Source organism: Streptomyces sp. UF-297 (genome assembly GCF_058245575.1).
Genome location: NZ_JBSIBZ010000049.1, coordinates 26,613 through 42,430, shown reverse-complemented (window position 1 = coordinate 42,430; position 15,818 = coordinate 26,613). Strand labels below are relative to the sequence as shown.

Below are 15,818 nucleotides of genomic sequence, written 5' to 3'. Positions count from 1 at the left end.
CGCCCCGCCGGCCGCGTCCCCCACCTCACAGGGCAATACACCTAGTGCCGCAGCTCCGGCCGCCCCCAGTGCCGATGGGCGGCGACCGCATCGATGAGGGCGCGGGTGAACTCCGTGACGTCCGGGCCGGTCGAGGTGTCGGTGACCACGCCCCGGTCGCTGACCGGGTGCCGGGGCTCGGTGGCGATCCGCAGGCCCTGCGGGTCCAGGCGCGCGAGCACGCCGACCCCGGAGCCCAGCGCGCCGAGCGGTTTGCCGTGCCGGTAGGCGTCCCGCAGGAAGCGCAGGGCCGTGCCGTCGCCGAGATCGGGCCCCTGGGCCGGGCCGCCGGGCACCAGCACCGCGTCGTAGAGCACGGACGAGACGGTCGGCAGCGCCCGGTCCACGACGTAGTGGTGCCCGTCGGCCGCCGCCACCTTGCCGTCGGTGGCCGCGACGGCCTCCACGACCGCGCCCTGATCGGCCAGTTCCGCGCGGACGGCGCCGAGCTGCTCGGCGTCCACACCCTCGGCCACCAGCACCGCGATCTGCCGCGTACGCAGGGACCCGTCACCGCGCAGGCTCTCCTGCGAGAGCGCGGGGGAGGAGGCCTTGTGGGCGGCGGCGGCCGGATCGCGGTCGGGCTGGGGGACGCCGATGCCCGCGGCGACCGCGGTGGCCAGCGCGTAGTCCACATGCGCCAGCTCGGCCACCGTGCGCTGCCGCACGCTCCTGGCCCCCACCTTGCCCAGCTCGAAGCGGAACGCCTCGACGATGTGCCGCTGCTCCCAGTCGCTCATGCTGTGCCAGAACAGCGCGGCCTGGCTGTAGTGGTCGTCGAAGCCGGGGCTGCGGCGGCGGATCTTGGCGCCTTCGACGCGCTCGGTGAAGTGCGTGAAGGCACGGCTGTCCGGCCCGGCGAGGGCCGGGCAGCCGCCGCCGAGCGAATTGGGGGAGTAGTTGGTTCCCGAGTGCAGGCTGTGCTGGTGGAAGCCGTCACGCTGGTTCGTACGGACCGGGGCGACGGGCCGGTTGACCGGAATCTGTGCGAAGTTGGGGCCGCCCAGCCGCAGCAGCTGGGTGTCCAGATAGGAGAAGTTCCTGGCCTGCAGCAGCGGGTCGTTGGTGAAATCGATGCCGGGAACGAGATTGGCCGTGTGGAAGGCGACCTGTTCGGTCTCGGCGAAGAAATTCTCGGGGTTGCGGTCGAGCACCATCCGGCCGATGGGCCGGACCGGCACCTGCTCCTCGGGAATGATTTTGGTGGCGTCCAGCAGATCGAAACCGAAGGCGGCCTCGTCCTCCTCCGCGACCAGCTGTACGCCCAGCTCCCATTCGGGGAACTCCCCGTCCTCGATGGCCTGCCACAGGTCGCGCCGGTTGAAGTCCGGGTCGCGGCCCTGGCATTCCTGGGCCTCGTCCCACACCAGCGAATGCACCCCCAGCTTCGGCTTCCAGTGGAACTTCACGAACGTGCCGCGTCCGTCCGCGGCCACGAAACGGAAGGTGTGGACGCCGAATCCCTGCATCATGCGGTAGCTGCGCGGTATGGCGCGGTCCGACATCAGCCACATGATCGCGTGCAGTGTCTCCGGCTGGAGCGAGACGAAGTCCCACAGGGTGTCGTGCGCGGAGGCGCCGGTGGGGATGTCGTTGTGCGGCTCGGGTTTGAGCGCGTGGACGAAGTCGGGGAACTTGATGCCGTCCTGGATGAAGAAGACCGGGAAGTTGTTGCCGACCAGGTCGTAATTCCCCTCGGACGTATAGAACTTGGTCGCGAAACCGCGCACGTCCCGCACGGTGTCGGCGGAGCCGCGCGGCCCCTGCACGGTGGAGAAGCGCACAAAGACCGGGGTACGCACCGAAGGATCCTGCAGAAAGGCGGCCCGGGTGAACTCCGCACAGGACGCGTACGGCTCGAAGTACCCGTACGCGCCCGCACCGCGCGCGTGCACCACCCGCTCGGGAATGCGCTCGTGATCGAACCGGGTGATCTTCTCGCGGAAGTGGAAGTCCTCCATGAGCGTCGGTCCGCGCTCGCCCGCCGTCAGCGCGTCGTCGGTGTGGTCGACCTCGACGCCCTGGTCCGTGGTGAGCGGCCCGGCCGCCGGGTCGGCGGCCCGGTGTGCCTCGCGCTGGGACTGCTTGCGGTCCTCGGCCGTCATTAACGGCTCCTCTCCGTGCAGCGGCGATCGGACAGCCCGCCGGGTAACCCGGAGCCCAGCGGCAAAACACCGCCCCGCACCCCGAGGAACCAGCGCGTTTCGGATGAGGAGACGACGGATACGCGTACGAAACGGCCCAGATCGGAGGCGAGCACCACAACCCTTTCCTCACCTGGCCACAGCGGTAACTCCCGCCCGCCCTACGCCACTTGTGACAGGAGCGCTGCCCTGATGAACCCCCTCTCCCGCACTACAGTCACCCTCTCCGGCTGCACCGCGGACGACGCCCGAACCGTCCTGAGTCACCTCGACACACACTTCGGCTCCGGCGCCCACCTGGGCAACTCCCCAGCCCCACCCCGCCCCACCGTATGGACCGCACAGGTCGACACCTCCACCCCGCCCGCCACCAACGCACCACCTCCCACCCCTCCCACCCTCCACGGCCGCGTGGACCTCACAGCACAGGGCACCCCACAAGCCATCGCCACCCTGAAGGCAGCACTGGCCGAAGCCTTCACCGTCCACGACCAGGGCTACGCCCCCGGCGACCAGGAACAGGAGATACAACTCCACCTGACCGGTCAGTAGCACCCCTCGCGCGACGTGGCGCCAATATGGCACCACTCGCAACCCTGAATGGCGCCGCAAATGTGCCGCAATGGCATCGCGGATCTCGCTCCCATGTCGACAACCTGCGGCGCGAGCTTGTGACAGCCGCGGAACCCGGCGGCGACGCGGCCCGCGCCCTGGCCGGACGGCTCACCGGCCAACGGGCACCGCCCGCCCGCCTCACGCTGCTCGGCGCCTTGTCCGCGGCCAAGAGCGAGGTCTCCTGCGCCCTCGCACCGGGCTCGGTCACCATGCGCCTGCGCGGCCCAGACCCCGGATTCGCGGTGACCCCGCCCGACAACGACAAAACCCCGCGATCTCCAAGAGATCGCGGGGTCATGATCTGTGTCCGAGGGGGGACTTGAACCCCCACGCCCGATAAAGGGCACTAGCACCTCAAGCTAGCGCGTCTGCCATTCCGCCACCCGGACTAGGTGTTGTCTTCGCGGGTCTTGCCCGCGGCGACATGGAAAACAATAGCAAACGTTCAGGGGTGGTCGATCACGTCGGTGGGGAGCCGGGTCCGGGGCTGTGACCAGGGCATGTCGGGAGTATTGCGGCCTTGGGTGCGGGGGCGCGGAGAGAGAGTATGGCCGTGGACCCGCCGTGGACCGCGCTTCTCGGGGAGCGCGGCACGGCTGTGAACGACGAGGAGGCAGTGTGAGCGAGTCGAAGCCGGACAGTGCGGTCACCGGCGAGGACGAGGTCGTCGACCTGTGCCGCGAGCTGATTCAGATCGACACCAGTAACTATGGCGACCACTCGGGGCCGGGGGAGCGGGCCGCCGCCGAGTACGTGGCGGAGAAGCTCGCCGAGGTCGGGCTGGAGCCGCAGATCTTCGAGTCGCACAAGGGGCGCGCCTCGACCGTGGCCCGTATCGAGGGCGAGGACCGCTCGCGGCCCGCGCTGCTGATCCACGGGCACACCGACGTGGTCCCGGCCAACGCCGCGGACTGGACGCACCACCCCTTCTCCGGCGAGATCGCCGACGGCTGTGTGTGGGGCCGTGGCGCGGTCGACATGAAGGACATGGACGCGATGACGCTCGCGGTCGTGCGCGAGCGGATGCGCTCCGGGCGCAAGCCCCCGCGCGACATCGTGCTGGCGTTCCTCGCGGACGAGGAGGCCGGCGGTACGTACGGGGCGCGGCATCTCGTCGATACCCGCCCGGACCTCTTCGAGGGCGTGACGGAGGCGATCGGCGAGGTCGGCGGCTTCTCCTTCACGGTCAACGAGAAGCTGCGGCTGTATCTGGTGGAGACGGCCCAGAAGGGCATGCACTGGATGAAGCTGACCGTGGACGGCACCGCCGGCCACGGTTCGATGATCCACAAGGACAACGCCATCACCGAGCTGTCCGAGGCCGTCGGACGGCTGGGGCGGTATGAGTTCCCGGTGCGGGTGACCAAGACGCTGCGGCACTTCCTCGACGAGCTCTCGGACGCGCTCGGCACCGAGCTGGACCCCGAGAACATGGACGAGACGCTGGCCAAGCTCGGCGGCATCGCCAAGCTCATCGGCGCCTCGCTGCGCAACACCGCCAACCCCACCCAGCTGGGCGCGGGTTACAAGGTCAACGTCATCCCCGGCCAGGCGAGCGCCCATGTCGACGGCCGCTTCCTGCCGGGGTACGAGCAGGAGTTCCTGGCCGACCTGGACCGGATCCTGGGGCCGCGGGTCAAGCGCGAGGACGTGCACGCGGACAAGGCGCTGGAGACCACCTTCGACGGTGCGCTGGTCGACGCGATGCAGTCCGCGCTGCAGGCCGAGGACCCGATCGCGCGCGCGGTGCCGTACATGCTCTCCGCCGGCACGGACGCGAAGGCCTTTGATGATCTCGGAATCCGCTGCTTCGGATTCGCGCCGCTCAAGCTGCCGCCGGAGCTGGACTTCGCGGGCATGTTCCACGGCGTGGACGAGCGGGTGCCGGTGGATGCATTGAAGTTCGGCGTGCGCGTGCTCGACCGGTTCATCGACCAGAGCTGAGATCGCTGTGCGACGTAATGGTGCGAGGTGCCGTGACATGCGGCGGATTGGCCGCCGGTGGGCCGTGGTGAGGGGAATCGGCCGCTGCTGAATCGTTCTGGAAGCGTCCTTCCGCAGGAGAAACGAGACGTCAACAATCGTCCACGAGTGCGCACTTACCTGAAAAGAGTGAATGCAACCATAGGCTCGTAGCTTCAATAACCCCTCCTCGTTACAGGGTGTGCAGTCCGCGGCTGGGACTGCATTGCCAACTAGGAGGAATAATGATCAAGAAGGTCGTCGCTGCTGCGGCTGTCACTGGTGGATTCGTGCTTGCCGGTGCGGGTCTGGCCGTTGCTGACGCGGGCGCCCAGGGTGCTGCCGTCAACTCCCCGGGTATCGCCTCCGGCAACGTGGTCCAGGTACCGGTGCACGTCCCGGTGAACGCCTGTGGCAACACGATCTCCGTCGCCGGGCTGCTGAACCCCACTTTCGGCAACTCCTGCGTCAACAAGTGACGCTGTGCCTGAACCCGTGAGGGTGTGATCCCGGGCGGCCCCGGAGTGCGCGCCATGCACTCCGGGGCCGCTGGGCATTTCGGCGGGCGGGTGCCACCACATCCGCCCGTATTCCGTAAGGCAGAAAGCAGGGGAACGAACCTATGCGACAGGTCGCGAGGAAGGGCCTGATCACGGTGGCCGCCGCGAGCGGCGTATTGGCCGCCACCGGCGGATACGCGCACGCGGACTCCGGCGCCCAGGGCAACTCGGCACATTCGCCAGGGGTGTTGGCCGGGAATGCCGTCCAGCTCCCGGTGAACGTGCCGGTCAACGCGTGCGGAAACACCGTCAACGTCGGCGGACTGCTCAATTCCGCCGCAGGAAACAGCTGTACCAACGATTCCGGCGGATCGAAGGGGGGCAAGGGGGGCGGCGGCCGTACGGACACGGGCGGCCACGGGACGCAGTCCGGCGCCCACGGCGACGCCCAGCACTCGCCGGGGATCGTCTCGGGCAACGAGGTGCAGGTGCCGGTCGACGTGCCGGTGAACGTCTGCGGGAACAGCGTCTCGGTCGGCGGCGTCGGCAACTCCGCCTCGGGCAACGGCTGCAGCAACACGGGTACGGCCACGGCGCCGCCGCCCGGCTCGCAGCAGCCCGGCACCCCCCACGAGCCGAACCACCCCGACAACCCCAACCATCCCGACAACCCCAACCATCCCGACAACCCCAACCACCCGAACGACCCGCAGCAGCCGCCCACCGGCCCGGACACCCCCAGGCCGCCCGGCGGGCACACCCCTCCGTCGCCGGAGAACCCCAACATCCCGGGCAACCCGAACATCCCTCAGATTCCGGGCATCCCGGACCTTCCGGGTGACCAGGGTGTGCCGCCCGAGCCGCACACGCAGATCGTCACCCCGCCCAAGGGTGTCGAGCAGCTGGCGCAGACCGGTGCGGGACAGCTCGGCCTGGCGGTACCGGCCAGCGCCGGACTGCTGCTCGCAGGCGCGCTGCTCTACCGCCGCGCGCGCACCGCGCGGATCTGAGCCCGAGCGCGGACAGCGGGACCGGTCCGGCCCCGCCGGACCGCAATGAACGGAGCGGGGCCCCCCCCGCCCCCGGGGGGGGGGGCCCCGCTCCGTTGTGCTCGTGCGGCCCGGTGGGCTCACCATGTGGCGCGGATCTGTCTGATGATCCGGCGGCGCAGCCGCACTTTGCGGCTGCCGTCGGGATTGAGTCGAAGTCGGTCCAACTCCCAGTGTCCGTACTCGGCATGGTCGGTCAGCAGGCGTGTGGCGGCCTTGCGGGAGACCCCCCGAGGCACATACACATCGCAGAATTCGTATTCCGGCATCGCATCTATTGTGCGGGACCGGCCCCTGTACGGATAGCGTCTGCACTATGTCTGATGCTGCGCAGCCTTCCGCTGCCGAGGTACGTGCCGCCGCCGAGGCGGTCAAAGCCGCGCTGGACCGTCACCTCGACGCGGTCGAACACCGCACGGGGCAGGACGACCCGGCCGTCTATGCCGCGTTCGACGAACTCGCCGCGGCGGCCGAGGCGTACGACGAGCTGCTGTACGACGCCTACGACGAGGTCACCCCCTTCGAGATCCCGGGCAGCGACACGCTGCCGGCCTACGCGGGCCCGGACGAGCCGAGCGCGCTGAGCGTGCTGATCCGGCGCGACTACGCCGTCGTGGAACCTCAGCGGCTGCTGTCGCAGGCGCAGCGCATCGCCGATCTCGACCCGGAGTCGGCCGTGGACACCGTGACCCCGGGCGGTACGGGCAACGGCGCCGCGGCGGGCGTGGTGGGCAGCAGCGTCCACGCGGCCCTGGGGGTGCTCTTCGGGGAGTACGAACCGGACGAGATCGCCTCCCGGCACAAGGAGTTCGGCCTGGAGGAGGGCGACTCCACGCTGTGGGTGGCGGCCGCCGACGACCTCCCGGAGCCGGGCGAGTGGCTGGCCGCGCCCTTCGACCAGACCGATCCGCAGCGGGTCGTCTGCCGCTTCGACGTCAGCTCCGTCTTCGACGAGGAGCTGGGCATCGACGACGATGACGACGATGTCGATGTCGACGCGGTGGACGTGGACGACGACGTCGAGGTGGACGTCGATGACGGAGTGGACGACGACGAGGCGCTGGAGGCGGTCGATCCGGGGCCGGGGCGCCGGGAGTGAACGTCCCGGCACCTCGGGTGTCCTGAGGCTGTCACGCTTCCTCCGCCGTGGCGGAAGGGTTCTTCGGAGCCGGAAGCGGCACCAACTCGGCCGGATGCGGCCGAGTTGGTGCCGGGGGGCCGCCGGGCGGGGCTATCCGGCCGATGCGGCGGCGTCGGCCATGGTGGCGACGCTCTGCATCTGCAGGAGGGTGCGCAGGCGGGTGGTGCGTTCCTTCGCCGGGACCTCGGCGACCGCCCGCGGCAGGGCCTGGTCGGCGCCCTGGACGACGGACAGATGGCGCTCGCCGCGGCTGAAGGCGGTGTAGACCCAGGCGCGGGTCAGGCCCTTGGCCGCGTCGCCGGGCACCACGACCACCGCGGCGGGCCAGCGCATCCCGGCGGCCTGATGGGCGGTGAGGGCCCAGCCGTGGCGTACGGCCCCTTCGCCGACGCGCTCGCGCGGTACGACCAGGGGGGCGCCGCCGCAGTCCAGGTGCAGCCCTTCGGCGTCCGCGCCCGTGACGGTGGCGGGCACCGTACGGCCGGGAGCGGGGGAGTAGGCGACCCGGTCGCCGGGGTCGAAGCCGCCGAACCGGCCGGGGCCGGGGTTGAGCCGTTCCTTGAGCGCGGCGTTCAGGGCCCGGGTGCCCGCGGAGCCGCCATGGCCCACGGTGATCACCTGGGTGTGCTCGGGGGCCACGCCGAAGGCGCGCGGCACGGAGTCGGCGACCAGCTGTACGGCGCGGTGCACCGCCTCGCCCGCATCGCGCGCCGGTACGAGCACGACCTCCTTGCCGGGGGCGTCCACCGCGGTCAGCTCGCCGATGCCGATGCCCGAGACCAGCTCGCCGATCGGGCCGAAGTCCGGGGTGCGGGAGGCGATGTGCGGACAGAAGCGGGCCGCCACCAGGTCGGCGAAGAGCCGGCCCGGGCCCGCGGACCACAGCACGCCCGGGTCGCCGCTGAGCACCAGACGGGTGCCGTCGGCCAGCGACTCCACGAGCTGCGCCGCGGTCTCCAGGTCCAGTTGCGGGGCGTCCAGGACGACGAGCAGGTCCAGCGCGAGGGTGCCGTCCTCGGCGCGGCCGGGGCCCTCGCGGCCCGCCAGCAGCCCGGACACGGTGGTGGCGGGGCCGCCCGCCTGCGGCCCGTCGGGGGTGGCCGGGGAAGCGGCCTCGGCGATGTGCCGGCCCAGACGCCGGCGGCCGTCGGCGCTGTGGGTCGCGCCGTAGGCCCGCAGTCCCAGCGAGCGGGCCGCGGCGATCAGCGCGGCGGGCTCGGCGCGGGCCGCCTCGGCGCCGGTGTGCGCCACCAGACCGGCACCCGCCGCCGCGCGGATCAGCTCGGCGGCGGAGGGCGACGGCGCCGCCGCCGCGGCGGCCTGCCAGGCCTCGGCGGTGGGCCGCACGGGGCGCCGCGCGTCGGCGCCGTCGCCCTCCGCCTCGGGGCTTTCGTCCTCGTCCTCGTCGCCGCTGTTGGCGGTGTCGAAGGTGTTGAGCAGCCGCGCCAGCCCGTCGGCGACGCTCTCCTCCGCCATGGCGAAGCGGTCCAGCCCGAGGAGTACGCGTACCGGCTGCTCCTCGTCCTCGTCATCGGCCGCCGGGCGGGCCGCCCCGGGCGTCTCGATCGCGTCCTGGAAGACCAGCACCGCACCGTCGGCGATCGCCGACAGCAGGGCCTCGTCCGGGTCCGGTACGGACCGCTGGGCCAGCGCGGCGCGCAGCGCGGGGGCCTCCAGCGCGGAGTGCCCGGCCAGCGCGGCCTGCTCCAACAGCCAGACGACCAGGGCCTGGGCACGCCGCTCGTCGCCGGGCCCGCAGGCGGACCCGAGCAGGGCGCGGGCGAACCCGTCGGCCTGCTCGGGGCGTACGCCGGGCACCGCGAGCAGCTGCCACGGGTCTTCGCGCAGCGCCTCGGCCGCCCGCTCGCCGAGCGCCTCGGCGGCCTTCTCGGCCAGCGCCTCGGGCGCGCCGCCGGCGGCCAGCGTCTGCCGCACCCCGTCGAGTCCGGCGGCGACCGGCCCTGACACGGCCGGATGCGGCGTCCCGTGCTGGACCTCGCCTCCGCCCGCGCTCGGCGCCGTACGCGCGTGCCCGCCGCCGTCCCCGTTCGCGGACTGCCGCCCGATACCCGCAGGCGCTCCGTCGTACGCGGGCCGCGCGGCCTGCACGGGCGGCGCGGCCGCCGGGACAGCGGGCGCCGCCGCGGCGCCCTTCGAGCCCGAAGCGGGCGCCGCGGGCGCCGAAGCCCCGCGCCGGGAGCGGCTGTTGAAGAACGAGTCCGCCGACCGCTCCCCGCTCTCCACGGCTCGCACGGCAGCCAACAGCGCAGACGCACTCACCGCAGGCTCCTCCCGCCCCTGCGATCCCCCGCCCGCGGCACCACCGACGGCCCGCTCCGCAGCGCCAGAACCCCCTGCCCCACTGGCTGCGACACCGCCCTCACCCGACCTGGGCCCGGCCACACCACCTGCGCCCTCGGCATCCACAGCACCGCCGCCCCGCTCCCCCTCGGCCCCGCCGACGCCCCCGGCACCCTCAACTGCCGCAACAGTCCCGGGCACATCAGCCCCAACGCCCGAACCATCCCCCGCGCCCTGACCCGCACCTGCGGTACCCGCCTCGTCGACTGCCTCAGCTACCTCGGCCGGGTCAGCGGCGGCGGCGCCGGACCGCGGTGCGGCCGTGCCGGGCGCTCCGGTGTCCGCTCCGTGCTCGGGTTCTCCGGCGTCGGCGGTCGGGGCGCTCGCCTGGCCGTCGTCGGTCGTTGCGGCGGAGCCGGGGGCATCCGCTTCGGCGGCTGGGCTGTCCGGACTGCCGCCCGCGGCCTGATCCGTACCTGCGGGGTCCGACCCGTCTGCCACGTCACCGGAGCCGTCCGGCCCATCGACGGCCTCGACCGAGTCGGCCGAGGCCGTGGCCGCAGCGCCGGAAGCCTCGGTGTCCGGCCCATCGATGTCGGGTTCCGCCCCGCCTTCCGGTGTGCCGGTGTCCACGGCCTCGGCGCTCGCCGGACTGCCGTCAGCTGCCGCGGTGGACCCGGGCGTGTCCGAGGCGGTGGCCCGGGCGTCCGGCGCGTCGGCGTCGGTGGTCTCGGCATTTGCCGTGCTGTCGTCAGTCGTTGTGACAGAGTCGGGCGCGTCCGAGGCGGTGGCCCGGGCGTCCGGCGCGTCGGTGTCGGTGGGGGCGGTGCTTGCTGGGCTGTCGTCGGCCGTCGTGGTGGAGTCGGGCGCGTCAGAGGCGTCGGCCTGGGGGGTTGAAGGGGTGGGGGTGTTGGCCGGGTCGGGGGACTGGGCGGGTGTAGTGCCGGGCGCGGCCTTTTCGGTGGGCGCGGCCTCGTGGGGGAGGCGGTCGGTACTCACAGCGTGCTCCAGTCGTGATCGGGATAGCGGTGCACCGGGGCTGAGACATCGTCCAGCGCCCGGCGGATCTCGTCAGGAAGACTAAGGGCCTCCACTGACAATGCGGCTCTGAGCTGCGGCGCGGTGCGCGCGCCGACGATCGCGGAGGACACCGCGGGGCGGTCGCGGACCCAGGCGAGCGCGACCTGGAGGGTGGTGACGGCGAGGCCGTCGGCGGCGGTGGCGACCGCGTCGACGATGCGGCGGGCCGCGTCGTCGAGGTAGGGAGCCACGAAAGGGGCCAGGTGCTCGGAGGCGCCCCGGGAGTCGGCCGGGATGCCGTGGCGGTACTTGCCGGTGAGCACGCCGCGGCCCAGGGGCGAGGAGGGGAGCAGGCCGACGCCCAGGTCCAGGGCGGCGGGCTGGACCTCGCGCTCGACGCCGCGCTGGAGGAGGGAGTACTCCATCTGCGTACCGGCGAGCGGGGTGCGCGCCGTGGGGGCGGCGAGCTGCCAGGCGGCGGCCTTGGCCAGCTGCCAGCCGGAGAAGTTGCAGACGCCGACGTAGCGGGCGCGGCCGCTGGAGACGGCGATGTCCAGGGCCTGGAGCGTTTCTTCGAGCGGGGTGTACGGATCGAAGGCGTGGACCTGCCACAGGTCGACGTAGTCGGTGGCCAGCCGCTCCAGGGAGGCGTCCAGCGCGGCCAGCAGATGGCGCCGGGAGCCGTCGAAGCGGCGGTCCGCCTCGGGGACCGTGCCGGCCTTGGTCGCGATGACGAGGTCCTGGCGGGGGACCAGCCCCTCCAGCAGCCGGCCCAGGAGGTACTCGGCGCCGCCGTCCGCGTAGACGTCCGCGGTGTCCACGAGCGTGCCGCCCGCTTCCCAGAACGCCTTGAGCTGGTCGGCGGCGTCCCGCTCGTCGGTGTCCCTGGCCCAGGTCAGGGTGCCCAGGCCGACGCGGGACACGCGCAGGCCGGTACGGCCGAGGTGCCTTTGCTCCATGGGCCTTGAGATTACTGGCCTGCCGCCCGCTTCAGGGGACCTGTGGACAACCCACCGGTGACGTCCGCCGGGCACCCGCGCTAGAGTCCCGGCAACAACGACGTTACTGATCGGTAGTAAGGGGAGTGGCATGAAGCTCGGGATCAACCTCGGCTACTGGGGCGCCGGCATGGACGCGGACAACCTCGCCGTGGCCCAGGAGGCGGACCGGCTGGGCTACTCGGTGTGCTGGGCGGCCGAGGCGTACGGCTCCGACGCCGCCACCGTGCTCTCCTGGGTCGCCGCCCACACCGAGCGGATCGACGTCGGCTCGGGCATCTTCCAGATCCCGGCCCGCACGCCCGCGATGACCGCGATGACCGCGGCCACCCTCGACTCGCTCTCCGGCGGCCGCTTCCGGCTCGGCCTCGGCGTGTCGGGGCCGCAGGTCTCCGAGGGCTGGTACGGCGTGAAGTTCGACAAGCCGCTGGCCCGTACGCGCGAGTACGTGGAGATCGTGCGCAAGGCGATGTCGCGCGAGCGGCTGACGCACCAGGGGCAGCACTGGACGCTGCCGCTGCCCGACGGCCCCGGCAAGCCGATCAAGCTGACCGTGCACCCGCAGCGCGAGCACATCCCGCTCTACGTCGCCGCCATCGGCCCCAAGAACCTGGAGCAGACCGGAGAGATCGCCGACGGCGCGCTGCTGATCTTCCCCGCGGCCGAGCACCTGGAGGCCACCGCGCTCGCCCCGATCCGGGCCGGCCGCGAGAAGGCGGGCATGACCATGGAGGGCTTCGACGTCTGCCCGACGCTGCCGCTGGCCGTGGGCCCCAAGGGCGGCGACAAGGACGTCAGCGCGCTGGCCGACATGTTCCGCCCGTACACCGCGCTGTACGTCGGCGGCATGGGCAGCCGCAAGCAGAACTTCTACAACCAGCTCGCGCAGCGCATGGGGTACGAGAAGGAGGCCGCCGAGATCCAGGACAAGTACCTCGCCGGCGACAAGGAGGGCGCGGCGGCGGCCGTCCCGCACCAGCTGATCGACTCCACCACGCTGCTCGGTTCCGTGGACCGCATCGCCGACCGGATGCGCGCCTATGCGGAGGCCGGGGTGACGACGCTGAACCTCGCCCCCGCGGGCTTCGCGGTGGGGGACCGGCTGGCTTCGCTGCGGGCGGGCGTCGAGGCCCTGGAGCGGGCCGGGCTGGCGTAACGCGCGGGGGCGGAGGCGGAAGACCTGCGGCCGTGGTGGGGGCTCGGGGGGTCTTCCCCGCCACGGCCGTCACTCATCACAACGCCCCGGAGGCCCCGGGGGTTACGGCCGGGAATCCGCAGGGAAAAGGCCCTGATGTCCTTCGAACGGGCGAGTTGGCCGACCCAGCTGTTGCCACTGAACACCACCTCGCACTTTACTTTTCCTTTGCGGATGTAGTCGTTCGGAGGTGGCACCGATGCTCTCTGCCAAGAGTCTCTTCCAGGAGATCGTGGACAACGACGAGTCGTACCGGCTGTTCTGCTCCATCGCCGCCAGCGGTGAGTCGCAGGGCGGCTGGGAGAACGGGCGTATCGCCGCGCTGATCCCCGACTCCCAGCGCGCCCTCGCCCCCAAGGTGGCCCGCCACGGAGCGGACGAGGACAAGCACGGCCGGATCTTCAACGCCCTGCTGCGCAAACGGGGCCTTCAGCCCGCCGAGGTGCCCGCCGCCACCGACTACACCATGCTGCTGGAGCGGCAGGGCATCGGCCTGGCCCACGACAAGCTGCGCCGCGAGGAGCGGCTCACCGAGCGCGACATCGTCACCTATCTCGCGCACAGCCGGGTCACCGAGCAGCGGGCCGCCGACCAGATGGTGATGCTCAAGAAGTACTTCGGGGACCACCCCGAGGTGGGCAAGGCGATCCGGATGATCTCCAACGACGAGGACAACCATCTCGCGTACTGCCACGAGGAGTTGCTGCGCCTGGCCCACGCCGGACACGGCAGCCAGATCCAGCGCACGCTGCGCGAGTGCGCGCTCGCGGAGATCAGGATCTACCGGGACGTGAGCCTTGCGGTGATGAGTCACATGGGGCGCATCCTGGGCTGGCCGCGCGCCAAGTCCCTCGCCCTGAAGGCGGGCATCCACGGCGTGTACGCCTATGAGCGGCTCGGCGGCTGGCGCCGGATGGTGAGCCTGACGATGCCCGAGCGGCGCGACGCACTGGGCGGACCCGCCACCTCCGCCCCCGAGTTCGCCTAGGGCCTGTCGTCAAAGTCCCGCCTGCCCGGCGACGACAGGCCCTGGCCGCGGCCCGTGCGGCACCCCGTGGCACCCGGCCGTCGTGGGCCTCGCGGGTGGCCGCTCACAGCCAGCCGCGGCGCTTGAACATGCGGTACAGACCCACCTCGATCGCCACCATGAGCAGCAGCACCCCCGGGTAGCCGAAGGTCCAGCGCAGCTCCGGCATGTGCTCGAAGTTCATGCCGTAGATCCCGGCGACCATGGTGGGCACCGCGGCCAGTGCCGCCCACCCCGAGATCTTGCGCATGTCGTCGTTCTGCCGCACCCCCACCTGCGCCAGATGCGCCGACAGGACGTCCGAGAGCAGCCGGTCCAGGCCCTCCACGGACTCGTTCGCGCGGGTGAGGTGGTCGCCCACGTCCCGGAAGAACGGGCGCGAGCCCTCGTCCACGAAGGGCACTTGGGAGGTCTGCAGCCGGGTGATCGGATCGGTCAACGGGACGGTGGCGCGCCGGAATTCGAGCACCTCGCGCTTGAAGGCGTAGATCTGCGCCGCGGTGTTCTTGGTGTCCTTGCGCACCGGCGAGAACACCTCGGCCTCCAACTCCTCCAGATCCCCCTGGAGTTCGGCCGCCACCTCGATGTAGTGGTCCACCACGGCGTCGCTGACCGCGTACAGCACCGCGGTCGGCCCGTGTCCCAGCACCTTGGGGTCCTCCTCCAGGCGCTTGCGTACGGCGCGCAGCGGGTTGCCCTCGCCGTGGCGGACCGTCACCACGAAGGAGTCGCCCAGGAACAGCATCAGCTCGCCGGTACTGACGGTGTCCGCCCGCTCGTCGTAGATGACCGGCTTGAGCACCATGAACAGCGAGTCGTCATAGACCTCCAGCTTGGGCCGCTGGTGGGCGTTGAGGGCGTCCTCCACGGCCAGCGGGTGCAGCCCGAACTCGCTGCTGACCCGGTCGAACTCCTCCTGGGTGGGCTCGTACATGCCCAGCCACAGGAAGGAGTGGCCCTCGGCGCGCGCCGCTTCCAAGGCGTCCGACAGGTCGCTCGGCCCGCCGGTGCGGCGCCCCTGGCAGTAGATGGCGCAGTCCACGATCACATGGGCCATTGTCACCCCGTCCCAGGCCTCCCGCCCGGGATGTGCAGGGGGAACGTAGGGTGGCTGCCATGCCCACGCTGATCCTGCTGCGGCACGGCCGCTCCACCGCCAACAACTCCGGTGTCCTCGCCGGGCGCTCACCCGGCGTAGCCCTCGACGAGCGGGGCGCCGCCCAAGCCGCCGAGCTGCCCGCCCGGCTGGCCGGGCTGCCGCTGGCCGCCGCGGTCTCCAGCCCTTTGCAGCGCTGCCAGGAGACGCTGCGCCCGCTGCTGGACGCTCGCCCGGAATTGCCGCTGCACACCGAGGAGCGCATCGGGGAGTGCGACTACGGCGACTGGACGGGGCGCAAGCTCGCCGAGCTGGGCGACCATCCGCTGATGGAGGTCGTCCAGCAGCACCCCTCGGCGGCGGCCTTCCCCGGCGGGGAGTCGATGCGCGGCATGCAGGACCGCGCGGCAGCGGCGGTACGCGACTGGAACGCCCGTATCCAGGAGCAGTACGGGCCCGAGGCGGTGTACGTCATGTGCTCGCACGGCGACATCATCAAGTCCCTTGTCGCCGACGCCCTCGGCCTGCATCTGGACCTCTTCCAGCGGATCTCCGTCGAGCCCTGCTCGGTGACCGTCATCCGCTACACCCGTCTGCGCCCCTACCTCGTACGGCTCGGCGACACCGGCGACTTCGGGAGCCTGGCGCCCCGGGAGGACGGCAGCAGCGCCGCCGACGACCGGGACGCGGCCGTCGGAGGTGGCGCGGGAGGACCGTGATCAGCGGGCGCA

General features: G+C 71.9%; 13 protein-coding genes and 1 tRNA gene. 8 read left to right on the top strand and 6 right to left on the bottom strand.

The genetic code is table 11. The features are described 5' to 3' along the window. Nucleotides 1-41: 41 nt before the first annotated feature. The gene (locus AC4IJH_RS25420; RefSeq protein ID WP_490854168.1) at nt 42-2,144 is read right to left on the bottom strand and encodes a catalase; all 2,103 of its coding nucleotides are present in this window, start codon (nt 2,142-2,144) and stop codon (nt 42-44) included. Between the two features lie 231 nt (nt 2,145-2,375). Between AC4IJH_RS25420 and AC4IJH_RS25415 the strand changes: the two genes are divergently transcribed. Then, nucleotides 2,376-2,735 (top strand): hypothetical protein, encoded by a 360-nt coding sequence (locus AC4IJH_RS25415; protein ID WP_490854167.1) that lies wholly within the window; start codon nt 2,376-2,378, stop codon nt 2,733-2,735. 367 nt (nt 2,736-3,102) lie between these two features. Here AC4IJH_RS25415 and AC4IJH_RS25410 read toward each other — a convergent pair. Further along, nucleotides 3,103-3,187, bottom strand: a tRNA-Leu gene (locus tag AC4IJH_RS25410). A gap of 229 nt (nt 3,188-3,416) precedes the next feature. On the opposite strand from AC4IJH_RS25410, the gene AC4IJH_RS25405 reads away from it, so the two are divergent. The 3 genes from AC4IJH_RS25405 to AC4IJH_RS25395 all read left to right on the top strand — a co-directional run bounded on the left by AC4IJH_RS25405 (nt 3,417) and on the right by AC4IJH_RS25395 (nt 6,270). Further along, nucleotides 3,417-4,742, top strand: coding sequence for a M20/M25/M40 family metallo-hydrolase (locus AC4IJH_RS25405; RefSeq protein ID WP_490854166.1), 1,326 nt, complete (start codon nt 3,417-3,419; stop codon nt 4,740-4,742). A 263-nt stretch (nt 4,743-5,005) separates the two neighbouring features. Then, nucleotides 5,006-5,239, top strand: a complete 234-nt coding sequence (locus AC4IJH_RS25400; protein WP_490854165.1) for a chaplin — start codon at nt 5,006-5,008, stop codon at nt 5,237-5,239. A 143-nt stretch (nt 5,240-5,382) separates the two neighbouring features. After that, nucleotides 5,383-6,270, top strand: a complete 888-nt coding sequence (locus tag AC4IJH_RS25395; protein ID WP_490854164.1) for a chaplin — start codon at nt 5,383-5,385, stop codon at nt 6,268-6,270. Nucleotides 6,271-6,389: 119 nt separating this feature from the next. Here AC4IJH_RS25395 and AC4IJH_RS25390 read toward each other — a convergent pair whose 3' ends face one another. Beyond that, entirely contained in the window at nt 6,390-6,578 is a 189-nt protein-coding gene (locus AC4IJH_RS25390) for a DUF5703 family protein (protein ID WP_030252120.1), read from the bottom strand. Nucleotides 6,579-6,625: 47 nt separating this feature from the next. On the opposite strand from AC4IJH_RS25390, the gene AC4IJH_RS25385 reads away from it, so the two are divergent. Next, nucleotides 6,626-7,408, top strand: a complete 783-nt coding sequence (locus AC4IJH_RS25385; RefSeq protein ID WP_490854163.1) for a hypothetical protein — start codon at nt 6,626-6,628, stop codon at nt 7,406-7,408. A gap of 132 nt (nt 7,409-7,540) precedes the next feature. Here AC4IJH_RS25385 and AC4IJH_RS25380 read toward each other — a convergent pair whose 3' ends face one another. Together AC4IJH_RS25380 and AC4IJH_RS25375 are read right to left on the bottom strand one after the other, a co-directional pair. After that, nucleotides 7,541-9,877, bottom strand: coding sequence for a helix-hairpin-helix domain-containing protein (locus tag AC4IJH_RS25380; protein ID WP_490854185.1), 2,337 nt, complete (start codon nt 9,875-9,877; stop codon nt 7,541-7,543). An 869-nt stretch (nt 9,878-10,746) separates the two neighbouring features. After that, the gene (locus AC4IJH_RS25375) at nt 10,747-11,730 is read right to left on the bottom strand and encodes an aldo/keto reductase (protein WP_490854162.1); all 984 of its coding nucleotides are present in this window, start codon (nt 11,728-11,730) and stop codon (nt 10,747-10,749) included. A 130-nt stretch (nt 11,731-11,860) separates the two neighbouring features. Here AC4IJH_RS25375 and AC4IJH_RS25370 point away from each other — a divergent pair, with 130 nt between their 5' ends. Together AC4IJH_RS25370 and AC4IJH_RS25365 are read left to right on the top strand one after the other, a co-directional pair. Then, nucleotides 11,861-12,925 (top strand): LLM class F420-dependent oxidoreductase, encoded by a 1,065-nt coding sequence (locus tag AC4IJH_RS25370; protein WP_490854161.1) that lies wholly within the window; start codon nt 11,861-11,863, stop codon nt 12,923-12,925. 238 nt (nt 12,926-13,163) lie between these two features. Next, nucleotides 13,164-13,952 (top strand): ferritin-like domain-containing protein, encoded by a 789-nt coding sequence (locus tag AC4IJH_RS25365; RefSeq protein ID WP_490854160.1) that lies wholly within the window; start codon nt 13,164-13,166, stop codon nt 13,950-13,952. Nucleotides 13,953-14,055: 103 nt separating this feature from the next. On the opposite strand, the gene corA is transcribed toward AC4IJH_RS25365, so the two are convergent. Further along, complete coding sequence (corA, locus tag AC4IJH_RS25360; protein ID WP_490854159.1) at nt 14,056-15,048, bottom strand: magnesium/cobalt transporter CorA; 993 nt, start codon at nt 15,046-15,048, stop codon at nt 14,056-14,058. A 59-nt stretch (nt 15,049-15,107) separates the two neighbouring features. Between corA and AC4IJH_RS25355 the strand changes: the two genes are divergently transcribed. Beyond that, complete coding sequence (locus tag AC4IJH_RS25355) at nt 15,108-15,806, top strand: histidine phosphatase family protein (RefSeq protein ID WP_490854158.1); 699 nt, start codon at nt 15,108-15,110, stop codon at nt 15,804-15,806. The last annotated feature ends 12 nt before the right edge of the window (nt 15,807-15,818 follow it).

Excerpts from the sequence above, each read along its gene's own strand:
- AC4IJH_RS25420 (WP_490854168.1), bottom strand. The coding sequence starts at position 2,144 with ATGACGGCCGAGGACCGCAAGCAGTCCCAGCGCGAGGCACACCGGGCC.
- AC4IJH_RS25415 (WP_490854167.1), top strand. The coding sequence starts at position 2,376 with ATGAACCCCCTCTCCCGCACTACAGTCACCCTCTCCGGCTGCACCGCG.
- AC4IJH_RS25400 (WP_490854165.1), top strand. The coding sequence starts at position 5,006 with ATGATCAAGAAGGTCGTCGCTGCTGCGGCTGTCACTGGTGGATTCGTG.
- AC4IJH_RS25395 (WP_490854164.1), top strand. The coding sequence starts at position 5,383 with ATGCGACAGGTCGCGAGGAAGGGCCTGATCACGGTGGCCGCCGCGAGC.
- AC4IJH_RS25390 (WP_030252120.1), bottom strand. The coding sequence starts at position 6,578 with ATGCCGGAATACGAATTCTGCGATGTGTATGTGCCTCGGGGGGTCTCC.
- AC4IJH_RS25385 (WP_490854163.1), top strand. The coding sequence starts at position 6,626 with ATGTCTGATGCTGCGCAGCCTTCCGCTGCCGAGGTACGTGCCGCCGCC.
- AC4IJH_RS25375 (WP_490854162.1), bottom strand. The coding sequence starts at position 11,730 with ATGGAGCAAAGGCACCTCGGCCGTACCGGCCTGCGCGTGTCCCGCGTC.
- AC4IJH_RS25370 (WP_490854161.1), top strand. The coding sequence starts at position 11,861 with ATGAAGCTCGGGATCAACCTCGGCTACTGGGGCGCCGGCATGGACGCG.
- AC4IJH_RS25365 (WP_490854160.1), top strand. The coding sequence starts at position 13,164 with ATGCTCTCTGCCAAGAGTCTCTTCCAGGAGATCGTGGACAACGACGAG.
- corA (WP_490854159.1), bottom strand. The coding sequence starts at position 15,048 with ATGGCCCATGTGATCGTGGACTGCGCCATCTACTGCCAGGGGCGCCGC.
- AC4IJH_RS25355 (WP_490854158.1), top strand. The coding sequence starts at position 15,108 with ATGCCCACGCTGATCCTGCTGCGGCACGGCCGCTCCACCGCCAACAAC.